The following is an 18,982-nucleotide window of genomic DNA, read 5'->3' as shown; positions in this document are numbered from 1 at the left end:
GGCGGCGGCTGCGGGCCTGTGCTTCGCTCAGTGGGCGTCGGCTTGGCGGGCAGCTCGCACAACGTCGGCAGTGTCGCCGCGCGTTCCGTTAAAGAAAATGTTCAATGCCACAGCGGCAAGTGAGGCCAGCAGGATACCGGATTCAATGAGGGGATGGATGGCATGCGGCATCCATTGGCGGAAATTGGGCGCGACCAGCGGCACCATGCCCACGCCTATGGACACCGCGACGATCATGGCATTGTTTCGGTTCTTCTGGAAATCCACGTTGCTCAGAATGCGGATTCCGGTGGAAGCCACCATGCCGAACATCACCAGGCCCGCGCCGCCGAGCACCACCGTGGGCAGGGATTCGATCAGCGCGGCCATCTTGGGCAGCAGGCCCAGCACCACCAGGATCACGCCGCCGGCGACGCAGACCCAGCGGCTCTTGACGCCGGTGACCGCGACCAGACCCACGTTCTGCGAGAAGCTGGTGTAGGGAAAGGTGTTGAAGATGCCGCCTATCAGCGTGCCCAGGCCGTCGGTGCGCAGGCCGCGTGTGAGGTCGTCCTGGCTGATCTTGCGTCCTGTCATCTCGCCCAGCGCCAGGAACATGCCCGTGGACTCGATCATCACCACGATCATCACCAGGGACATGGTCAGTATCAGCATGGGGTCGAACACCGGCAGCGCTATCTCGAACGGCAGCACCACGTTGAACCACTGGGCTTCGGCGACCTTGTGGAAGTCCATCAGGCCCATGGAGGCGGTGGCGATGCCGCCGATCACGATGCCCAGCAGCACCGAGATGTTGGCGATGAAGCCCTTGCCGAAGCGCGCGATCAGCAAAATGGACACCAGCACCAGCGTGGAAATGCCGACACCGGTCAGGTCGCCGTAGCGCGGATTGGGCAGCGTGGGAACGACGGAAAAGCCCTTGGGCACGGGCGGCAGCGAGCTGCCCGGCGCGCCGGCCGCGGCCTGGGCTTCGGCCAGCCACTTGATGTGTTCGGGATTGGGCACGCTGGGCGCGGTCGGCCCCACGGGATTGCCGAAGATCCAGTTGATGCCCACGCGCATCAGGCTGATGCCGATCACCAAAATGATGGTGCCGGTCACGACGGGCGGGAAGAAGCGCAGCATGCGGCTGATGACCGGAGCCAGCAGCAGCGACACCACGCCTGCGCCTATGACCGAGCCGAAGATCAGCCCCGCGCCCGCGGGCCCGGACGTGCTCTGGGCCATCGACACCATGGGCGCAACGCTGGCAAACGTCACGCCCATCATCACCGGCAGCTTGATGCCGAACCATTGGGTTGCGCCCATGGCCTGGATCAGCGTGATCAGGCCGCAGCAGAACAGGTCTGCCGAGATCAGCATCGCCACCTGTTCGGCGGGCAGGTTGAGCGCGCGGCCGATGATCAGCGGCACGGCGACCGCGCCGGCATACATCACCAGTACATGCTGCAGGCCCAGGGCCGTCAGGCGGCCCATGGGCAGTTTTTCGTCGACAGGGTGAATCGTGGGTTCCATGGGGGTCCTTTGCACAGGCAGCGAGGGCTGCTGCGCCGGGGTTCAATTTCCATACAGAATGTGTATACAGATTGAACCGCAAGACCTCTTGAAATTGGATGGCGATTACCCTAATCGCGTCGCCATAAAGACATGAAAAAGGCCCTGGGGAAACAGGGCCTGGAACGGGGCGGGGCGGGGCTCAGCCCAGCAGGTCGTGCAGGCTGCGCGCAATGACCTTGGTGGCGCGGCGCAGGTCTTCGAGATCCAGGCGTTCGTCGGCGCGCTTGGCATGCGATTCAAGCACCGTGCGCGGGCCGGCGCCATAGATCACGCCCGGAATGCCGTGCTCGACATAAAGGCGCACATCGGTGTAGAGCGGCGTGCCCACGGCCGGGGGCTTGGCGCCGAACACGGCTTCGCCATGCTGCTGGATGGCATCGACCAGCGGCTGGTTGCCGGCCAGCGGCGTCATGGCGCGCGCCAGCAGGATGCGCCGGATGTCGATGCGCACCGCGTCCTCGCCTGCATAGCCATGCAGCTGATTGAAGTCGGCCGCAGCCTGGGCGATCACGGCGCGCAGGCTGGCTTCGACCGCCACCGGATCCTCCTCGGGAATCATGCGCCGGTCGAGCTTGAGCAGCACCTTGCCCGGCACCACGTTGGTGTTGGTGCCGCCTTCGATGCGGCCGATGTTCAGGTAAGGGTGGGTGATGCCCGGCACCGCGGAGGTGATCTTGCGGTACTTGGCGTTCTCGGCGTAAAGCGCGTTCATCAGCGCGGTCGCGGCCTGCAGCGCGTCGACACCGGTATGCGGCACGGCCGCATGCGCCATCTTGCCGTGCACCGTGACTTCCATCTGCAGGCAGCCGTTGTGCGCCGTGACGACTTCGTAGCTGAAGCCCGCGGCAATCATCAGATCGGGCTTGGTGAGTTGGTTCTTCAGCAGCCAGCCCGGGCCGAGTTCGCCGCCGAATTCCTCGTCGTAGGTGAAATGCAGCTCGATCGCGCCCTGCTGGGGCCGGGCCACGGCTTCGAGCGCCTGCACGGCAAACGTGAAGCTGGCGAAATCGCTCTTGCTCACGGCCGAGGCGCGGCCGTAGAGCTTGCCTTCGGCAATCTCGGCGCCGTAGGGGTCGCGGCTCCAGCCTTCGCCCGGCGGCACGACATCGCCATGGGCGTTGAGCGCAATCGTGCGGCCCGAACCCGCGGGGCCGTAGGGCCGGCGCACGATCAGATTGGTGATCGATTCCATGCCGTAGGCCTGCACTTCAGGCGTGGGCACGGCGTGCTTCTCGGCCTGCATGCCGAAGTCCTGCAGCAGCGTGGCGGTGCGCTCGGCGTGCGGTGCGTTGTTGCCCGGCGGAGTGTCGGTGGGCACCTGCACCAGCGCCTGCAGGAAGCGCACTTCGGCGTCGAAATGGGCATCGATCCAGGTGTCGAGGGCCTTGTAGATGGTTTCTTGGCTCATTGCTCTGCGTCGCTCAATTGGTTCAGTACATGGGTGAAGGCGTCGACTGCGAGCTGCATGTCGTCGGCGGTGCTGCTTTCCAGCGGGTTGTGGCTGATGCCGGCGTTGAGGCCGCGCACGAACAGCATGGCCTGGGGCATGATTTCATGCAGTTTCATGGCGTCATGGCCGGCGCCGCTGGGCAGCCGATACACCGGCAGGCCCAGGGCCTCGACGGCGCGTTCCCAGCGCTGCTGCCATGCGGGGTCGCTGGGCGCGGCGGCCGCGGTCATGGCCAGCTCGGTGCTGCAGCGCAGGCCGCGGCGGGCGGTGATCGCCTGCAGCTCGGCAAGGATGTCGGCGACCAGCGCGTCGCGCTGGGCATCGGTGGGGGCGCGCATGTCGAGGCTGAACTGGCAGCGCCCGGGCACGACATTGATCGAGCCGTTGGGCACCTGCCACTGGCCTATGGTGGCCACCGAGTCGCCGTCGCGCGCCGCGCGCTGTTCGGCGAACAGCGCGAGTTCGGCAACCGCCGTGGCCGCGTCGCGCCGGCGGTTCATGGGCGTGGTGCCCGCATGGCTGGCCATGCCGGTCATCTCGCACAGATAGCGCACGCTGCCGTTGATCGAGGTGACCACGCCCAGCGGAAGATCGAGTTCGTTGAGCACCGGGCCCTGCTCGATATGCACTTCGACAAAGCCCAGATAGTGGGCCGGGTCGCGCTGCAGCGCGGGAATGTCGTCGGGGCACAGGCCGGCATGCTGCATTGCGGCGCGCATGGTGATGCCGTCGGCGTCTTCCTGGTCCAGCCATTCGGGCTTGAAGTCGCCGATCAGCGCGCCCGAGCCCAGGAACGTGGCCTTGTAGCGCTGGCCTTCCTCTTCGGCAAAGGCCACGACTTCGATGCCGAACGGCAGCCTGCGGCCCGCGCGGTGCAGCTCGCGCACGCAGGCCATGGGCACGAAGATGCCCAGCCGGCCGTCGTACTTGCCGCCGTTGCGCACGGTGTCGTAGTGGCTGCCCGTGAGCAGGTAGCGGCCGTCCGCGGCGTTCGGGTGGTAGCGGCCGACGACATTGCCGACGGCGTCGATCGCGACTTCGTCGAAGCCGCAGTCGCGCATCCAGCCGCTGATGCGCTGGGCGCAGGCGCGGTGGGCGTCGGTCAGATAGGTCACGGTGAGCTGGCCGAGTTCGGCAAAGCCCGGGTCCGAATGCCGGGCCAGCGATTCCTGCCAGTCCCAGACATCGTTGCCCAGCGTGGGCACATGGCCGAACTTGTCGTTCAGACGGATCTCGGCGATGCGGTGGATGTTGCGTATGGCTTCAGCGCATTCGAAATCGGGGTGGTTGTGCAGGCGGCGCGCAAACGTGTCGATGATTTCCTGCTTGGCCAGGCCCAGGCCGCGCGGCCCGCGCACCGCGAGAATGAAGGGAAAGCCGAAGCGCGCGTTGTAGTCGGCATTGAGCTGCTGGATGCGCGCGAATTCCTCCAGCGAGCACTGCGTGAGTCCGGCGCGGTTCTGTTCGTTGGTCGATTCGGCCGTGAGGCTGCGCGCCACCATGGCCTTGCCCGCGAGTTCGGGGTGGGCGCGTATCAGATCGATGCGCGATTGCGGCGAGGCATCGGCCAGCACCTTGACCATTGCGTGCTTGAGATGGTCCAGCGAGCGGAACGGCCGCTCGTTCAGCGCGGCCGCGGCAATCCATGGCGAATGTTCGTACAGACCGTCGAGCAGCGCGAGGGCCTGGGCCGGGTCGGCCTGATTCAGTTGTTCCAGCGTCAAGGGCATGAGTTCAATCCTGGCAGGGGTGGGTCTGCGCCCAGTGGCGAGCGATGTCTATGCGCCGGCATACCCAGACGGCTTCATGCTGCTGGATATGGTCGAGAAAGCGCTGCAGCGCGGTGATCCGACCGGGCTTGCCCAGCAGCCGGCAGTGCATGCCAATGCTCATCATCTTGGGCGCGTTGTCGCCCGCGGGGTCGCCTTCGGCGTAGAGCACGTCAAAGGTGTCCTTGAGGTACTGGAAGAACGGGTCGGCGTGCGAGAAGCCCTGGGGCAGGGCGAAGCGCATGTCGTTGCAGTCGAGCGTATAGGGCACGATCAGCTGGTTTGCGCTGCTGCCATCGCTTTTCGCGACTTTCATCCAGAACGGCAGGTCGTCGCCGTAGTAGTCGCTGTCGTAGGCAAAGCCGCCGTAATCGGCGACCAGCCGGTGGGTGTTGGGGCTGTCGCGGCCCGTGTACCAGCCCAGGCCGTGTTCGCTGCGCTCGCCCAGCAGCTGCTGGAAGATCTCCATGGCCTGGCGCATGTGGGCGCGCTCCACTTCCTCGGGAACGCCCTGGTAGTGGATCCACTTGAGGCCATGGCAGGCGATCTCATGGCCCAGCTCGACAAACGCCCGGGTCACGTCGGGGTGGCGCTGCAGCGCCGACGCGACGCCGAACACCGTCAGCGGCAGGCCGCGTTTCTCGAACTCGCGCAGCAGGCGCCAGACGCCGGCGCGCGAACCGTATTCATAGATGCCTTCCATGCTCATGTGGCGCTCGGGATAGGCCGCGGGATTGAACATTTCGGACAGGAACTGTTCGCTGGCCGGGTCGCCGTGCAACACGGCATTCTCGCCGCCTTCCTCGTAATTGAGCACGAACTGCACGGCAATCCGGGCCTGGCCCGGCCATTGGGCGTGGGGCGGCCTGGGGCCGTAGCCGACGAGGTCACGGGGATAGGGGGCGGTGGCGTCGTACAGCATGCGCGGGAGCTTCAAACAGAAAGTGAGGACAGGGCCTGGGACAGGTCGTTGGCGGGCATCTCGCGGTCGAACGTGAGCCCGGCCTCGACATGCAATAAATGTTCCTGCATCAGGCGCACGGCCAGATCGGCATCCTTGGCGGCCAGCGCCGCGACGATCTCCGCATGCTCCTCGTGCGAGTGTTCCGCGGCAGAGTCCGACTGGTACATCAGCATGATCAGCGCGCAGCGCGAAGTCAGGTCGGCAATCATCTGCGCCAGCACTTCGTTGCCCATCAGTTCGGCCATGCGCACGTGGAAGTCGCCCAGCAGTTCGGTGCGCTCACCGACGTCGGAGCGGTCCATCGCGGCCTGCTCGGCGGCCACATGGGTGCGCAGCGCCTTGATCTTGGCGGGCGTCACGCCCGCGGCAAAGGCACGCGTCATTTCGGTTTCAAGCATGCGGCGCACGGCAAACACCTGGCGCGCTTCCTGCACGGATGGCGTGGAGACATAGGCGCCGCGCGCCGGCTCCAGCGTGACCAGGCGGTTCTGCGTGAGCTGGAACAGCGCCTGGCGCACCAGCGTGCGCGACACGCCGAAATGGTCTGCGAGTTTTTGTTCGCCCAGCTTGGTTCCGGGGCGCAGCTTGTGCTCCACGATGGCGCGGGTCAGGGCCTCGGCGATCGTGCGGGTGGTCGTGGATTCCATGGCGCAATCTTAGCGGGTGTAGAACAAAATTTGTATACAATTTTGTGTCACAGGCCTCCATCCGGCAAGGCTTTTGCACACAGGAGATTCCCTATGGGCCTGAGTACCCACGTTCTCGACACGATGCACGGCTGCCCCGCGGCCGGCATGGCCGTATCTTTCTATCGCACCGCAGGCGATCAGGCCACGCTGCTGCGCCAGCTGGTGCTCAACAGCGACGGCCGAACCGACGCGCCGCTGTTCGACAACGCCAGCCTGCAGGCCGGCACCTACCGCCTGACTTTCGACGTGGGCGCGTATTTCAAGGCGCGTGGCGTGGCGCTGCCCGAACCCAGCTTTCTCGACCGCGTGAGCCTGGACTTCGGCGTCGCCCACGTCGATCAGCACTACCACGTGCCGCTGCTGGTCAGCCCGTGGAGCTATTCGACTTATCGCGGGTCGTGATTGTGTAGGCCGTGAATTTGGCCAGGGCGACGGTGGTTCAAGGCGCGCTCACACAACCCGTTCGGGCTGAGCCTGTCTAAGCCGCGGTATTTTTTTGTGCTGTTGCGAGAAGCGCGCGCTGCAGGCCGCACTGGCCGAGAACGCAGACGCGCTTCGACAGGCCAGGGGCAGACGGCCATCAGCCATTCATGCGCGGAAAAGCAGGCGCTCAGCGCTGGCCTTCGGTCAGCGTATCGAGCTGGAACTGCCCCGACTTGTCCCAGAGCCAGGTATCGGTATAGGTCACCTTGCCCATGCGCGCGGGCACGGGGTAGGGCGCGGCGCTGCGCACCGTGCGTTCGATTTCGGCAATGACCTCGGGCGCGTGCTTGGGCGCGCGCATCCAGCTCAGGCGCTGGACGCGGCCGTTGCGGTCAATGTCGACTTCGAGCACGCCGACCGCATAGAGCATGGGCGGCAGCTGGCCCTTGTAGATGCGCTGCGCGTTGTTGGCGTATAGATGCTTGGCCGCATCGGCGCGGTAGGCGCGCGGCGTGGCCGCGCCCGAAGGCATGGGGGCGACGCTGGCCTGGCCCTGCTGGGCGGGTCCGGGCCCCGGGCCGGGCTCGGGCGGCACGGGTGGCGACTTGCAGGCGGCAACCAGCGAGGCGACACCGGCCATCAGGCTGGCCCAGAGCCAGGAACGCGGGCGGCCGCTGTCCGCGGCTGCAGGGGAAGAGGGGGAACGCTTATCTGGCATGCCGCGAGGTTATCCTGAAAGCCTGCGGGTCCAGGGACGCCAACGTCCAAAACCATGCACTGCGCTGGCAAAGTGGGGAAGGATTTTCGTTTGAATACATTAAAAACCGCCTGTGACAAGCTGGCGGCCGCGCCGGCCTGCTGGGTCGAAGTGCTGCGATCGCAGGGATCGGTGCCGCGCGAAGCCGGCACCTGGATGCTGGTGCTGGCCGACGAACTGGTAGGCACCATAGGCGGCGGCCACCTCGAGTTCGAGGCCATGGCGCAGGCGCGAGCATTGCTTGCCCAGGGCGGCACGGCCCTGGAGCAGCGCTATGCGCTGGGCCCCAGCCTGGGCCAGTGCTGCGGCGGCGTCGTGTGGCTGCGCTTCGAGCCGCTGGCCCGGGGCGAGCTGGCCGGACTGCAGGCGCTGGCCGCGCGTGCCGGCCAGCGTCTCGCGCCCGCGCTGCAGGTGGCCTTGTTCGGCGCCGGCCATGTGGGCCATGCACTGGTGCGGCTGCTGAGCACGCTGCCCTGCAAACTGCATTGGATCGACAGCCGCGACGCGGTGTTCGAGACGCAGTGGGTGGAGGAAAGCGGCGCAGCCGTGGTGTGCGAGCATTCCGCGCCGGTCGAGGGCGCAGTGGCCGATCTTGCCGCGCATTCGCAGGTGCTGATCATGAGCTTCAGCCATGCCGAAGACCTGGAAGTGGTGGCCGCCTGCCTGCAGCGCCAGCGCGAGCGCGCCGACCTCGATTTCATCGGGCTGATAGGCAGCGCGACCAAGTGGGCGGTGTTCCGCAAACGCCTGGCGCAACGCGGCTTCAGCGAACAGGAGATGGACCAGGTCACATGCCCCATAGGCCTGGCCGGCATCACGGGCAAGGAGCCCGAAGTGATTGCCGTGGCCGTGGCCGCGCAGCTGCTGCAGCGGCGGGGCTGAGCCTGCCGCTGCCTGACAGCGCTTACTGGGGCTGAATGTTCGCCGCCTTGATGGTCTGCGCCCAGTGCTGGCGGTCGTTTGCCAGGTACTTCACGAAGTCGGCCGACGACACGCCTATCACCGGCTCGGAGCCGAGCTGGGCCATCTTTTCACGCGTTGCCGGATCCTTGAGCACTTCCTGCACGGCCTGGAAATAGCTGCCCATCACGTCGGCAGGCATGCCGGCGGGCGCGAACAGGCCTTGCCAGGTGGGCATGTCGAAGTTCTTGATGCCCTGCTCCTGCAGCGTGGGGACTTCGGGCAGCTGGGGCGCGCGCTTGGCGGTGGTCACGCCCAGGGCCTTGACCTTGCCTTCCTTGACCAGCGCCGCGGCGGTGGTGATGTTGTCGACGGTCATGGCAATGTGGCCGCCCAGCAGGTCGGTGATCACGGGCGCCGCACCCTTGTAGGCCACGGCTTCCATCTTCACGCCCAGGCGGCTGAGCATGGACTCGGCAATCAGGTGGTTGGAGATGCCTATGCCCGCGATGCCGTAGCTGGCCTGGGGATTCTTCTGGATGTAGCTCTTGAGCTCGCTGATGTTGGCCGCGGGCACGTTGTTGTTGACGATCACCACGTTGGGCTGGGTCGCGAGCAGCGTCACGGGAGCGAAGCTCTCGGGCTTGTACTTGGTGGCCGCGGGGTTCAGGTGAAAGGTCACCGACATCGAGCCGGCCGCGCCCATGCCCAGCGTGTAGCCGTCGGCCGGGGCCGTGGACAGGCGCTGGGCCATGATGTTGCCGCCCGCGCCCGGGACGTTCTCGACCACCACCGGCTGGCCCAGCTTGCGGCCCAGCGGTTCCGCGATCAGGCGCGCCAGCGTGTCGGCCGAGCCGCCGGGCGCAAAGCCCACGAGCAGCTTGACGGGACGCTCGGGTTTCCACTGCGCGAGGGCCGCGGTGGAGCCGAGGGCGGTGGTGGCCAGGGTCAAAGCGCAGACACCGGCATGGATCATGGGACGAATCGACATGGAAAACTCCTCAAACTCACAGTGAAAAAAACGGACCTTCGACGCGGCCGGCGAGGCAGGCTCGGAACGATCCTTCGACAGGCTCAGGATGAGCGGATCAACTTCAGGCCAGCAGCTGCGCCAGCGCATCGGCGACGATGCGGTTCGACAGCAGCGTCGGCCGGCCGCTGGCCTGGGCCACGCGCGCGCGCATTGCCTGGCCGTAGCCCATGCAATGCATGACGATCAGATCGCAGTCGGCCAGCGCGCGGCCGGCGGCGTCAAACGCCGCGGCGGCCACGCCGGCATCGCTTTCGTAGGGCGAAGCATGCACGGTCCTGACCGCGCAGGCCACGGGCTGGGCCAGGTGAAAAGTCGCGACCTGGGCCGCGAGCGGAACGATCAGACCCAGCGTGGTGCAATGCGCCGACAGCGCCGCGACATGGTGGTCTACCACCTGCTGCGGCTCGACCACAAGGCTGCGCATGCGCTCGATCACCGTGCCGGTGCACAGCGGCACCAGCGCGTCATAGCCCTGGTCGTCGGCCTGCTGCATCAGCGCCGCCAGGCGCGCCTCGGTCGCGTGGTGGTCCAGCTCTACCGGCGTGCCGTCGCGCAGGCGCGAAGCAAAGCGGTGGCTGCCGGGCCGGGGCGCGAGCGCGGCGCGCTGCGCGGCGTCGAGGCCGTCGAGCACGCCGAACTCGTCTATGCGTACATGCTCGCCCAGGCACAGCGCCATTTCAGGCACGACGTCGGAGCGCGGCGATTCGCCGATGGTGAAGAATGCGATGCGGCGTGCCATGGCGGCTGCCTTTATGCGTTCGCGGGCACGTTGCCCACGGTCTGCAGATGGGCCAGCGAGCCGTAGCGCGCCTGCAGCTCGGCCCAATGTTCGGCATGCACAAAAGGCAGCTTGCCCGCGCCGAACATCTTGGCGACTTCGACGCAAAAGCGCATCGCGACATCGGTGTCCCAGGCATTGGTCACACCAGTGGCGCAGCCCGGCACCGTGGTCTGGGCGGTCAGCGCCACGCCGACCACGGGGGCGTCGGTGGCGATCGTCGGCTGCATGATGGAGTTCACATGCGGCAGGCCGTTTTCGTAAGGCGTGATGTCCTGCGTCGTCAGCGGCAGCGTCAGCGGCAGCTGGCCGCTGACCCAGCCCATGAGATCGAGCATCAGATCGGGAATCGGCAGCAGATAGCCCTGCTTGGCCACGGGAGTGAGTGCCACGCCGCGCTGGTTCACGAGCCGGTTGCCGCGCGTGGTGTCGACGGCCAGGATCGCATCCATGCGCTGGCTGACTTCGTGGCGCATCATTTCGCGCATCGCGAACGGCGACTTCATCATAGGCACCGGGTGCTGCGGCCGCGTGCCCGCGGCCGGGCAGATATGCGTGTGGATGATCACGCTGCCTTCGAGCACATCGCCGCGCTTGTGCATTTCCATCAGCTGGGCCGCGGCCGCGAGCGCCACCACGGCGCCGTCGCTGTCGGAGACCAGGCCGGTCACGCTGGGGCGCGCGCCCACGCCGCCCAGGCGCCCGACAATGCCCAGGCGTGGCGCCGCAGGGTTGCTGCCGGGAACTTCAATCGCGATGAAGTCGGTCGACAGCCCGTCCTGGCTCACGGGCGTGACGGTGATGCTGCCCACGCCGAAGCTGCCGAGAAATTCTGCGATGCTGGCGCCGCTCACATGGGCGCTGGACAGGAGGTCGATGAGATGGGATACGTGTTTCATGGCGTCAGAACTTCAGAATTTCCAGGCGCCCATGGGCAGGATTGCCGGGGCCTCGGTAGCGGTGAACCAGCGGGCCGGCGTCTGCGCATCGCCCAGCAAGGTGTAGTTGTCGTTGTCCACGCGCAGGCCCGTGCCTTCGGGCAGGCCCAGCACAGGCACGCCGGGGTTGAGCAGCGCGAACTCGCGCAGCCGCTGCTGGCGGGTCTCGCCGCGGTGGCCTTCGGGGTGGGCTTCGGTGTAGTGCGGGTTGATCTGGAACGGCACCAGGCCCAGCGTGTCGAAGCCCAGCGGGTCGACAATCGGCATGTCGTTGCTGGTGCTCAGGCGCGGACAGGCGAGGTTGGCGCCCGCGCTCCAGCCCAGGTAGCACGCGCCGCCCGAGCGCACGCGCTCGGCAATCGCCGCGAGCTGGCCCGTCTGGCGCAACTGGCGCACCAGCGCGAACGTATTGCCGCCGCCCACCACGATATGCGTGGCGCGCGCAATGGCTTCGAGCGGCGTGGCTTCGCGGTGCAGCGATTGCACGTCGAGGCCCACGGGGCGCAGCGCATCAGCGACCAGCGTTTCGTAGGCGTCCCAGGTGCGCGTCACGCCGGCATAGGGCACGAACAGCACGCGCGCTCGTGCGCTTCCCGTTGCGGCCCATTCGGTGATTGCCGGCAGCGCGTGGGTCAGAAAGCCAAGGGGGCTGGTGGAGTTGCTCAGAAGCAGGAGTTGCATGGTGGCAGGCCTTAAAGGGTGGGAGACCACTGCGCGCTGGGCAGTGCGGGTTCGGTCCAGAAGCGGTCGCCGACGCGCCGCCCCAGCGTGCCGACTTCGTCGAGCATCAGCTGGCGGTAGCGGTTGATCGAGGGCAGATCCATGGGCGCGTGCACGCCAGCGACGAACGAGACGCAAAAGCCGCGCAGTTCGCCGCTCATCGGGTGGCGCACCGCAGCCGCGACCGCGCCCACACCCGGCAGCGCGGCGTCGACCAGCACCGCATGGTGCTGGCGCGTGGCCACGGCCACTTCCGCGATCAGCGCGCCCACATTGGCCAGCCGCGCCTGGCTCGGCGGTTCGATGGGGCGTTGGGCATCGTTGCCATACAGTGTCTCGAATTCTTCCTGCGTCAGGCGCGACAGCATGGCCCGGCCCATGGCGGTGTCGCAGGCCGCGCGCAGCGATCCCGGTGGCGAGACGACCTGAACCGGCGAGCGCCCATCAAGCCGCTGTATGACCATGGTCTGCGCGCCATTGAGCGTGGACAGATAGGCGGTCAGGCCGGTGCGCTCGGACAGATGCTCCAGCACCTGCCAGCACAGTGCATCCCAGGAGGCGTTCTGGCCCTGGGGCTGGGAGGCCTGGGCCAGCAGCGTGCTGGTGCGGTAGCGTCGCGTGCGCGGGTTCTGTTCGAGCAGGCCGAAGCGGTGCATCTGGTGCAGAAGATGCGAAGCCGAGCTCTTGGGCAGGTCCAATTGCTCGGCCACCTCGCTGAAACTCAGGTCGGCGACGCCTTGGGCATACACCGTCAGCAGGCGCTGTACGTTTTCCAGAATGCTCATGTCGAAGTCTCTGTTCGGTTTTTTGGAACCATGTTCGGTATTTACGTTCATGATACGGGATGCGCATGGATAACGGTGGTCGCCTGCATGGCAATTGCATCAATCGTCAACGCAGGAGTTAGTAGGGATTGACTATTGATTGGTGAAATATCATGTTTTATGTGAGCGCTTGCTGTCAGATTTAAGTCCTGGTGTAAACCCTGGAGAAATGCTGCACCAAGCCTGTGAATTGCCGCGCACCGAGGCAGTGCGCGTTGCGCGCATGCAGTGCAGCCACTTTTTGGTCCAGATTTCGTGACTTTTTGTATACACTTGCCGCCAGTACAGACTGGTCGCAGCGGTGCCGTAGCGGTGGTTCAACCATTGCAGGTGCGCGATCTTCTCCTGCCCAGAGCGCCCGCAGTGGTGGGCAGGTGGATCTTCACGGCAGCCCCACGCTGCCAGGGTTGAGGCTATGGAAAGCTACATTCTCGATTGGGCCAATCTGCTGCTCCGGTGGTTGCACGTCATTACTGCAATTGCCTGGGTCGGGTCCTCGTTCTACTTCGTGTTTCTCGACAGCAGCCTCACGCCGCCGCAGGACGAAGACCTCAAGAAACAGGGCGTGAGCGGCGAACTCTGGGCCGTGCACGGCGGCGGCTTCTACCATCCGGTGAAGTTCGCGGTGTCGCCGCCCAAGCTGCCCGACCATCTGCATTGGTTCTACTGGGAAAGCTACACGACCTGGCTCAGCGGCTTCGCGCTGCTCACGGTGTCGTACCTGTGGAACGCGAATATCTACCTGGTCGATCCGTCCAATCCGCACGCGCTGCATCCGCACGCGGCAATTGCCGCGGCGCTCGCTTTCCTGGTGGTGTTCTGGCTGCTGTACGACGGCATCTGCCGCATCTTCGGCCAGCGCGAGCGCGGCGACGCCATCGTCGGCGCGCTGGTGCTGGTGCTGGTCTGCTTCGCGGCCTGGCTTGCGTGCCAGATCTTCCCGGGCCAGGCGGCCTTCCTGCTGATGGGCGCGATGCTCGCGACCTCGATGAGCGCCAACGTGTTCTTCTGGATCATTCCCGGCCAGCGCACCGTGGTCAAGGATCTCAAGGAAGGCCGGCCGGTCGATCCGATTCACGGCAAGCGCGGCAAGCAGCGCAGCGTGCACAACACCTACTTCACGCTGCCGGTGCTGTTCGCCATGCTGTCCAACCACTACGGCTGGCTGCACAGCCATGCGCAGAACTGGCTGGTGCTGATACTGATGATGTTCGCGGGCGCAGCCATTCGCCAGTTCTTCGTCATGCGCCACGGCTTCAAGCTGGGCCGCAACGCCCACCCCTGGCCCTATGCGCTGGCCGGCGTGCTGGTGCTGGTGGCAACCGCCGTCTGGCTCAAGCCCGTTCCCAAGGCGGCCGCGGCGGTTGCTGCGGCCTCCACTGCGCCGGCCGCAGCGCCGGTGGCGGCGGCAGCCGGTGTTCCCGGCTATGAAGCCATGGCGCCGCTGTTCACCCAGCATTGCGTGGTCTGCCACAGCTCCGCGACGCTGGCGCAGAAGAACGTCAAGCTCGACGCGCCCGACGAAGTCAAGCTGCATGCGAACCAGATCTACCAGCAGGTCGTGGTGCTGCGCAAGATGCCGTTTGGCAATCCGGGCGCGCTCAGCGACGCGGAGCGCGACCTGGTCAAGCGCTGGTACGAAGGCGGCGCACCCGTTCGATGAACGCCTCTGGTCTCGGACCTGCATGCCATGCACAATCCGGGGCCATGACCACAAAAACTCTTTGCGAGACAAGCGCGCTGCCCGATCCACACCGGCAGCCGCGCGAATTCCTGAACGCCCTTTTCGCCACCGCGGTGCGCAGCGCGCTGCCGCTGCATGCGATCGCCGAACACCTGCCCGCGCCGCCGCGCGGCCGCACGGTGGTGATTGGTGCTGGCAAGGCCGGGGCCTCCATGGCCCAGGCGGTCGAGGCGCTGTGGCCCGCCGACGCGCCCTTGAGCGGCCTGGTCGTGACGCGCTATGACCATATCCCCGTGCGCCCCGCGGGCCTGGCCGAACGCATAGAAGTCGTCGAAGCTTCGCATCCCGTGCCCGACGCGGCCGGCATGCGCGCCGCGCAGCGCATCCTGGCGCTGGTCCAGGGCCTGACGGCAGATGATCTGGTGCTGTGCCTGATCTCGGGCGGCGGCTCGTCGCTGCTGACGCTGCCGGCCGAAGGCCTGACGCTCGAAGACAAGCAGCGCATCAACCGCCAGTTGCTCGAAAGCGGCGCCGACATCGCCGAGATGAACTGCGTGCGCAAGCATCTGTCGCGCATCAAGGGCGGGCGCCTGGCCGCGGCCTGCGCGCCGGCGCGCGTGGTCACGCTGACCATCAGCGATGTGCCCGGCGACGATCCCGCAACCATCGCCAGCGGTCCCACCGTGGCCGATGCCGGCAGCTGCGCCCAGGCGCTGGCCATCATCGACCGGCTGGGAATTGCCTTGCCTGACAGCGTGCGCGCGGCGCTGCGGGATGGCACGCTCGAGACCCCCAAGCCCGGCGACGCCTGTTTCGCCGGCCACACCTTGGCCGTGATTTCCGCGCCCCAGCAGGCGCTCGAAGCCGCTGCGGCCCAGGCGCGCGCGGCCGGCATCGATGCCTGGGTGCTGAGCGATGAAATCGAAGGCGAGTCGCGCGAAGTCGGCCGCGTGCATGCGGCGCTGGCGCGTGCCGCGGCGCGCCCGGGCCAGGTTTTCCAGCCGTTCAAGACACCCTGCGTGCTGCTCAGCGGCGGCGAGACCACGGTCACGGTGCGCGCGCGCGCGCCCGGTGCGGCCAAGGGCCGGGGCGGGCGGGCCGGCGAGTTCTGCCTGGGCCTGGCCCAGGCGCTGCAGGGCCAGGCCGGCGTCTGGGCGCTGGCCGCCGACACCGACGGCATCGACGGCGTGGAGAACAATGCCGGTGCGCGCGTGACGCCCGATACGCTGGCGCGGGCGCGCGCACTGGGCCTGTCGGTGCAGGACCATCTCGACCGCAATGATGCCTGGACCTATTTCAACGGCCTCGATGATCTCGTTGTCACGGGACCCACGTTCACCAATGTCAACGATTTCCGCGCGCTGCTGATTCTCGGTGCCGACGCAGACGATTCTTGACCTGGCGCAAGTCGCGCGCCGGCGCGCTGCGGCACAGTGGCGCAATGTTGCCCCTGTCCCGCATCGACGTTTTCTCTCCGGCTGAACGGCGCAGCGCCGGCGCGTTGCTGCGTGCGCGCGCCATGCGCTGCGAGGATGTGCTGTACCTCGACAGCGGCCGGGTCGCGCTGGGAATCCGCGAGCCGCAGGGCGGATTGCGCCACCGGCTGGGTAGCGTCGTGGGCCCGGCCTGGCTGGACGCGGCCTTTGTGCTGCGCGGACGCTGCTGCAGCCTGGACATGGTCGCCGAAGGCGCGGTGCAATTGCGCCGCGTGCCGCTGCGCACGTTCGAAGCCGGGCTCAAAGACCTGCCGCCGCTGCTGCGCGGCCTGGTTGACGACATGGCCCAGGCCTATTGCGAACAGACCGATCTGGCGATCAGTCGCCTGCTGCAGGACGCCGAAGGGCGCTGCGCGCAGTGGCTGCTGCAGCACGCGCAGGGAACGCCCGCAGGCGGCCAGCAGGTGGTGCTGGGCGAACGCAAGCGCCACATTGCTGCGCAACTGGGCATCGCGCCCGAAACGTTCTCGCGCGCGCTGGGCCGGCTGCGCGACCAGGGTCTGATCGCGGGCCGCGGCAATCTGCTGCAACTGCCCAGGCCTGAAGCGTTGCGCGAGCTCGCCAGCCATCTGCCCTGAGCCCGGCGCGGCGCCGAATGTCGGCGGGCCGACGGGTTACAAATGTTTTCGTGGAGGTATGAGGGTTCCACCCCTAGGGCGGGCCACAGCGGCTGCTTATATTGGCTGCACATTGGTTCGCCCTAAGCCCATGGCCCTTGATGCCGATCTCTCCCGCGCTGCAGGCCTCTCTGACGAGGGCCGTCTGCTGCCGCGTGCACGACTGGGACCGCTGCTGCGCTGCCTGCTGCTGCTGCTGGTCCTGGCGGTGCTGCTGGCCAGCGCGGGCACGGCCTGGTATGTGCACCGCGGCGTGGCCCAGGAGGCACTCACCCACGCCAGCGACCAGCAGACCGACGAAGTCGAACTCGTGGCGCGCCTGCTGGCCGCGCGCGTCGAGCAGCAGCAGAAAGTGCTGCTGACCCTGGCCGACGCGATGCCGCTGTCGCGCCTGGAGGACAGCCAGGCGCTGGGCCTGGCGCTGCACGAGGAGCTGCCGCTGGTCGACTGGTTCGACTCGGTGAGCGTGGCATTGGCCGACGGCCGCCTCATGGCCTATATGCGCGCGGGCAAGGATCTTCCGCTCGATTCGCTGGACGCGAATGAACGCGAACTGCTGCGGCGCACGCTGGCCGGCGGCAAGCCCATGGTCGGCACGGTGCTGCAGACCGAGAACGATGACTTGCGGCTGCTGTTCACCGCGCCGCTGCGCACCAGCGCGGGCGAGGTCATGGGCGTGATGGCCGGCGGCATGCGCCTGTCGTCCCAGGCGCTGCTGCCGCCCGCGGCCGCCGACGGCTGGACCGCGAGCCGGCTGATGCTGGTTGCGCCCGACGGCGGCATCGTGGCCCACTCGAACCCCGCGCGCTGGCTGGGCCATGTGCGCGACGAAGCCGGTCTGGGCCTGCCTTTCGCGCGCATGCTGCAGCAGCAGCTGCCGGTGCAGATACGCAGCGCCAGCCAGACCCAGGGCGACTATCTCTACACGCTGGCCGGCATGCCGCTGCCGCAATGGTTTCTGGTGCGCGTCACACGGCTGGCCGCGCCGCCGCTCTGGGGGGCTGCAGGCTGGGGCAGCGCGGCGCTGCTCGGTGCGGCGCTGATCGCGCTGCTGGCCGCGTCTGTCATGGTGCTGCTGGCCCAGCCCTGGATGGATTTGACGGCACGCGCGGCGCAGATGCTGCAGCGCCATGGGCCCGGCGGCGCGCCGCGGCTGGCCCGCATGCCGGCGCTGGCCCATGCCTGGGGCGAAGTCGCGGTGCTGTGGCGCGCGCTGCACGCGCTGTCACGCCAGCGCGATACGCTGGCGCGGCGTGCGGCGCGCTTTCAGGCGCAGACCGTGACCATTCTCGAAGAGGCTCCGGTGGCCATCGTGGTCACGCGCCACGACCGTGTGGAGCTGCTGGGCACGCAGGCCGCGCACATGCTGGGCTACGCGCCGCAGGAACTCCAGGGCTATCCCATACGCCAGCTCTGCGCGAGCGACGCCGAGCACCGCCGGCTGATGGAACGCATTCATTGGGAAATGCGCGCCTACGGCCAGTTCGATGGCGAAGTCTGCCTGATGCGCAAGAACGGCAGCCCGGTGTGGCTGCGTCTGCAGGGCCGGCGCGTCACTTCGGCGCTGCGGCGCGAGGCGGGCGCGGTGGCGGCCGTGGTCTGGATGGTCAGGGATGTGACCGATCAGCGCGCGGCGCGCACCCAGCCGCAGTGGCTGGCCCAGCACGATGCGTTGACGCAGCTGCCCAATCGCGAATCCTTGACGCTGTGGCTGCAGCACTGGCTCGACGAACGCCGCAAACCGCTGCGCGACCAGGCCCAGCCTGCGCCGGGCGAAGGCGGGGTGCTGCTGTTTCTCGATCTCGATCACTTCGCCAGCGTCAACGATCTTGCCGGCCACGATGCAGGCGATGCCTTGCTGCGCCATTTCGCGCGCCTTCTGGAGACGATGGTGCGTCAACCCGGCATGGTCGCGCGTCTGGGCGGCGACGAGTTCGCCGTGCTGCTGCCCGACGCCAGCGTGCGCGAAGGCCTGGCCCAGGCCGACCAGCTGTGCCAGGCCACCAGCGCCTGGGAGGCGTCATACCAGGGCCAGCGCTTCTGGCTGGGCGTGAGCATAGGCATGGTGGTGCTTGACGCGCGCCAGGCCAATATCGCGGCTGTGCTGCACGCGGCCGACATGGCCTGCTACGAAGCCAAGCGCCAGGGCCGGGGGCGCGTGCACCAGCATTCAAAGGCCTTGGCGGAGAACGTGGCGCCGGATTGAGCCTTTTGCACGTTCGTGGAGAGGTTACGGCGAGGCGGCCGCTCACGCAGGCCAGTCCTGGACGCAGTACTTTTTCGCCGTTCGTCCTGAGCCCGAAGGATGAACGGCCTGCACTCAAAACATGAGGACGGGTCGGGTTCGACACGCCCGGCCAGGCCAGCGCACCATGAACGGTTT

At 67.3% G+C, this 18,982-nt stretch carries 17 protein-coding genes; 6 read left to right on the top strand and 11 right to left on the bottom strand.

Annotation, left to right across the window (positions count from 1 at the left end; translation table 11 throughout):
- Positions 1-27 precede the first annotated feature (27 nt).
- From RR928_RS07730 to RR928_RS07710, 5 genes are all read right to left on the bottom strand, one after another.
- Positions 28-1,515, bottom strand: coding sequence for a nucleobase:cation symporter-2 family protein (locus RR928_RS07730; protein WP_332535842.1), 1,488 nt, complete (start codon positions 1,513-1,515; stop codon positions 28-30).
- Positions 1,516-1,696: 181 nt separating this feature from the next.
- Positions 1,697-2,965 (bottom strand): M20 family metallopeptidase, encoded by a 1,269-nt coding sequence (locus RR928_RS07725; RefSeq protein ID WP_332535844.1) that lies wholly within the window; start codon positions 2,963-2,965, stop codon positions 1,697-1,699.
- Entirely contained in the window at positions 2,962-4,737 is a 1,776-nt protein-coding gene (gene uraD, locus RR928_RS07720) for a 2-oxo-4-hydroxy-4-carboxy-5-ureidoimidazoline decarboxylase (RefSeq protein ID WP_332547786.1), read from the bottom strand. Before uraD ends, RR928_RS07725 begins: the two co-directional genes overlap by 4 nt.
- 4 nt (positions 4,738-4,741) lie before the next feature.
- On the bottom strand, positions 4,742-5,698 hold the full coding sequence (gene puuE / locus RR928_RS07715; RefSeq protein WP_332547787.1) for an allantoinase PuuE: 957 nt from the start codon (positions 5,696-5,698) through the stop codon (positions 4,742-4,744).
- Between the two features lie 11 nt (positions 5,699-5,709).
- Positions 5,710-6,387: a GntR family transcriptional regulator gene (locus RR928_RS07710; protein ID WP_332535848.1), complete on the bottom strand. Its 678-nt coding sequence runs from the start codon at positions 6,385-6,387 to the stop codon at positions 5,710-5,712.
- A 93-nt stretch (positions 6,388-6,480) separates the two neighbouring features.
- Between RR928_RS07710 and uraH the strand changes: the two genes are divergently transcribed.
- A complete protein-coding gene (uraH, locus tag RR928_RS07705) occupies positions 6,481-6,831 on the top strand; it encodes a hydroxyisourate hydrolase (protein ID WP_332535850.1) in 351 nt (116 codons plus the stop codon).
- Between the two features lie 208 nt (positions 6,832-7,039).
- Here the strand turns inward: uraH and RR928_RS07700 are convergent, their stop codons facing one another.
- Positions 7,040-7,492 carry a hypothetical protein gene (locus RR928_RS07700; protein WP_442881457.1) on the bottom strand — a complete coding sequence of 151 codons (453 nt, stop codon included), beginning with the start codon at positions 7,490-7,492 and terminating at the stop codon, positions 7,040-7,042.
- Between the two features lie 168 nt (positions 7,493-7,660).
- Here RR928_RS07700 and xdhC point away from each other — a divergent pair, with 168 nt between their 5' ends.
- A complete protein-coding gene (gene xdhC / locus RR928_RS07695) occupies positions 7,661-8,491 on the top strand; it encodes a xanthine dehydrogenase accessory protein XdhC (protein WP_332547788.1) in 831 nt (276 codons plus the stop codon).
- 22 nt (positions 8,492-8,513) lie between these two features.
- On the opposite strand, the gene RR928_RS07690 is transcribed toward xdhC, so the two are convergent.
- The 5 genes from RR928_RS07690 to RR928_RS07670 all read right to left on the bottom strand — a co-directional run bounded on the left by RR928_RS07690 (position 8,514) and on the right by RR928_RS07670 (position 12,763).
- The gene (locus RR928_RS07690) at positions 8,514-9,485 is read right to left on the bottom strand and encodes a Bug family tripartite tricarboxylate transporter substrate binding protein (RefSeq protein WP_332535908.1); all 972 of its coding nucleotides are present in this window, start codon (positions 9,483-9,485) and stop codon (positions 8,514-8,516) included.
- Positions 9,486-9,603: 118 nt separating this feature from the next.
- Entirely contained in the window at positions 9,604-10,281 is a 678-nt protein-coding gene (locus RR928_RS07685) for an AroM family protein (RefSeq protein WP_332535855.1), read from the bottom strand.
- 11 nt (positions 10,282-10,292) lie between these two features.
- Complete coding sequence (locus tag RR928_RS07680; protein WP_332682037.1) at positions 10,293-11,219, bottom strand: DUF1177 domain-containing protein; 927 nt, start codon at positions 11,217-11,219, stop codon at positions 10,293-10,295.
- Between the two features lie 12 nt (positions 11,220-11,231).
- Positions 11,232-11,939, bottom strand: coding sequence for a dipeptidase PepE (gene pepE, locus RR928_RS07675; protein WP_332535858.1), 708 nt, complete (start codon positions 11,937-11,939; stop codon positions 11,232-11,234).
- Between the two features lie 11 nt (positions 11,940-11,950).
- The gene (locus RR928_RS07670) at positions 11,951-12,763 is read right to left on the bottom strand and encodes an IclR family transcriptional regulator (protein ID WP_332535860.1); all 813 of its coding nucleotides are present in this window, start codon (positions 12,761-12,763) and stop codon (positions 11,951-11,953) included.
- A gap of 454 nt (positions 12,764-13,217) precedes the next feature.
- Between RR928_RS07670 and RR928_RS07665 the strand changes: the two genes are divergently transcribed.
- From RR928_RS07665 to RR928_RS07650, 4 genes are all read left to right on the top strand, one after another.
- The gene (locus RR928_RS07665; RefSeq protein ID WP_332535862.1) at positions 13,218-14,465 is read left to right on the top strand and encodes a urate hydroxylase PuuD; all 1,248 of its coding nucleotides are present in this window, start codon (positions 13,218-13,220) and stop codon (positions 14,463-14,465) included.
- Between the two features lie 44 nt (positions 14,466-14,509).
- Positions 14,510-15,883, top strand: coding sequence for a glycerate kinase type-2 family protein (locus tag RR928_RS07660; RefSeq protein WP_332535864.1), 1,374 nt, complete (start codon positions 14,510-14,512; stop codon positions 15,881-15,883).
- 44 nt (positions 15,884-15,927) lie between these two features.
- The gene (locus RR928_RS07655; RefSeq protein ID WP_332535866.1) at positions 15,928-16,560 is read left to right on the top strand and encodes a Crp/Fnr family transcriptional regulator; all 633 of its coding nucleotides are present in this window, start codon (positions 15,928-15,930) and stop codon (positions 16,558-16,560) included.
- A 130-nt stretch (positions 16,561-16,690) separates the two neighbouring features.
- Positions 16,691-18,805 (top strand): diguanylate cyclase domain-containing protein, encoded by a 2,115-nt coding sequence (locus RR928_RS07650; protein ID WP_332535868.1) that lies wholly within the window; start codon positions 16,691-16,693, stop codon positions 18,803-18,805.
- Positions 18,806-18,982 lie beyond the last annotated feature (177 nt).

This window comes from Comamonas sp., from assembly GCF_036666375.1.
Taxonomy (GTDB): domain Bacteria; phylum Pseudomonadota; class Gammaproteobacteria; order Burkholderiales; family Burkholderiaceae_C; genus Comamonas.
The sequence above is the reverse complement of the archived record's forward strand: the minus strand, read 5'-3'. Positions and strand labels throughout refer to the sequence as shown.

Coding starts and splice junctions, on each gene's coding strand:
- RR928_RS07655 (WP_332535866.1), top strand. CDS start 15,928: ATGTTGCCCCTGTCCCGCATCGACGTTTTCTCTCCGGCTGAACGGCGC.
- pepE (WP_332535858.1), bottom strand. CDS start 11,939: ATGCAACTCCTGCTTCTGAGCAACTCCACCAGCCCCCTTGGCTTTCTG.
- RR928_RS07700 (WP_442881457.1), bottom strand. CDS start 7,492: ATGGCCGGTGTCGCCTCGCTGGTTGCCGCCTGCAAGTCGCCACCCGTG.
- RR928_RS07680 (WP_332682037.1), bottom strand. CDS start 11,219: ATGAAACACGTATCCCATCTCATCGACCTCCTGTCCAGCGCCCATGTG.
- puuE (WP_332547787.1), bottom strand. CDS start 5,698: ATGCTGTACGACGCCACCGCCCCCTATCCCCGTGACCTCGTCGGCTAC.
- uraD (WP_332547786.1), bottom strand. CDS start 4,737: ATGCCCTTGACGCTGGAACAACTGAATCAGGCCGACCCGGCCCAGGCC.
- uraH (WP_332535850.1), top strand. CDS start 6,481: ATGGGCCTGAGTACCCACGTTCTCGACACGATGCACGGCTGCCCCGCG.
- RR928_RS07725 (WP_332535844.1), bottom strand. CDS start 2,965: ATGAGCCAAGAAACCATCTACAAGGCCCTCGACACCTGGATCGATGCC.
- RR928_RS07685 (WP_332535855.1), bottom strand. CDS start 10,281: ATGGCACGCCGCATCGCATTCTTCACCATCGGCGAATCGCCGCGCTCC.
- RR928_RS07650 (WP_332535868.1), top strand. CDS start 16,691: ATGGCCCTTGATGCCGATCTCTCCCGCGCTGCAGGCCTCTCTGACGAG.
- RR928_RS07665 (WP_332535862.1), top strand. CDS start 13,218: ATGGAAAGCTACATTCTCGATTGGGCCAATCTGCTGCTCCGGTGGTTG.
- RR928_RS07730 (WP_332535842.1), bottom strand. CDS start 1,515: ATGGAACCCACGATTCACCCTGTCGACGAAAAACTGCCCATGGGCCGC.
- RR928_RS07710 (WP_332535848.1), bottom strand. CDS start 6,387: ATGGAATCCACGACCACCCGCACGATCGCCGAGGCCCTGACCCGCGCC.
- RR928_RS07660 (WP_332535864.1), top strand. CDS start 14,510: ATGACCACAAAAACTCTTTGCGAGACAAGCGCGCTGCCCGATCCACAC.
- RR928_RS07670 (WP_332535860.1), bottom strand. CDS start 12,763: ATGAGCATTCTGGAAAACGTACAGCGCCTGCTGACGGTGTATGCCCAA.
- RR928_RS07690 (WP_332535908.1), bottom strand. CDS start 9,485: ATGATCCATGCCGGTGTCTGCGCTTTGACCCTGGCCACCACCGCCCTC.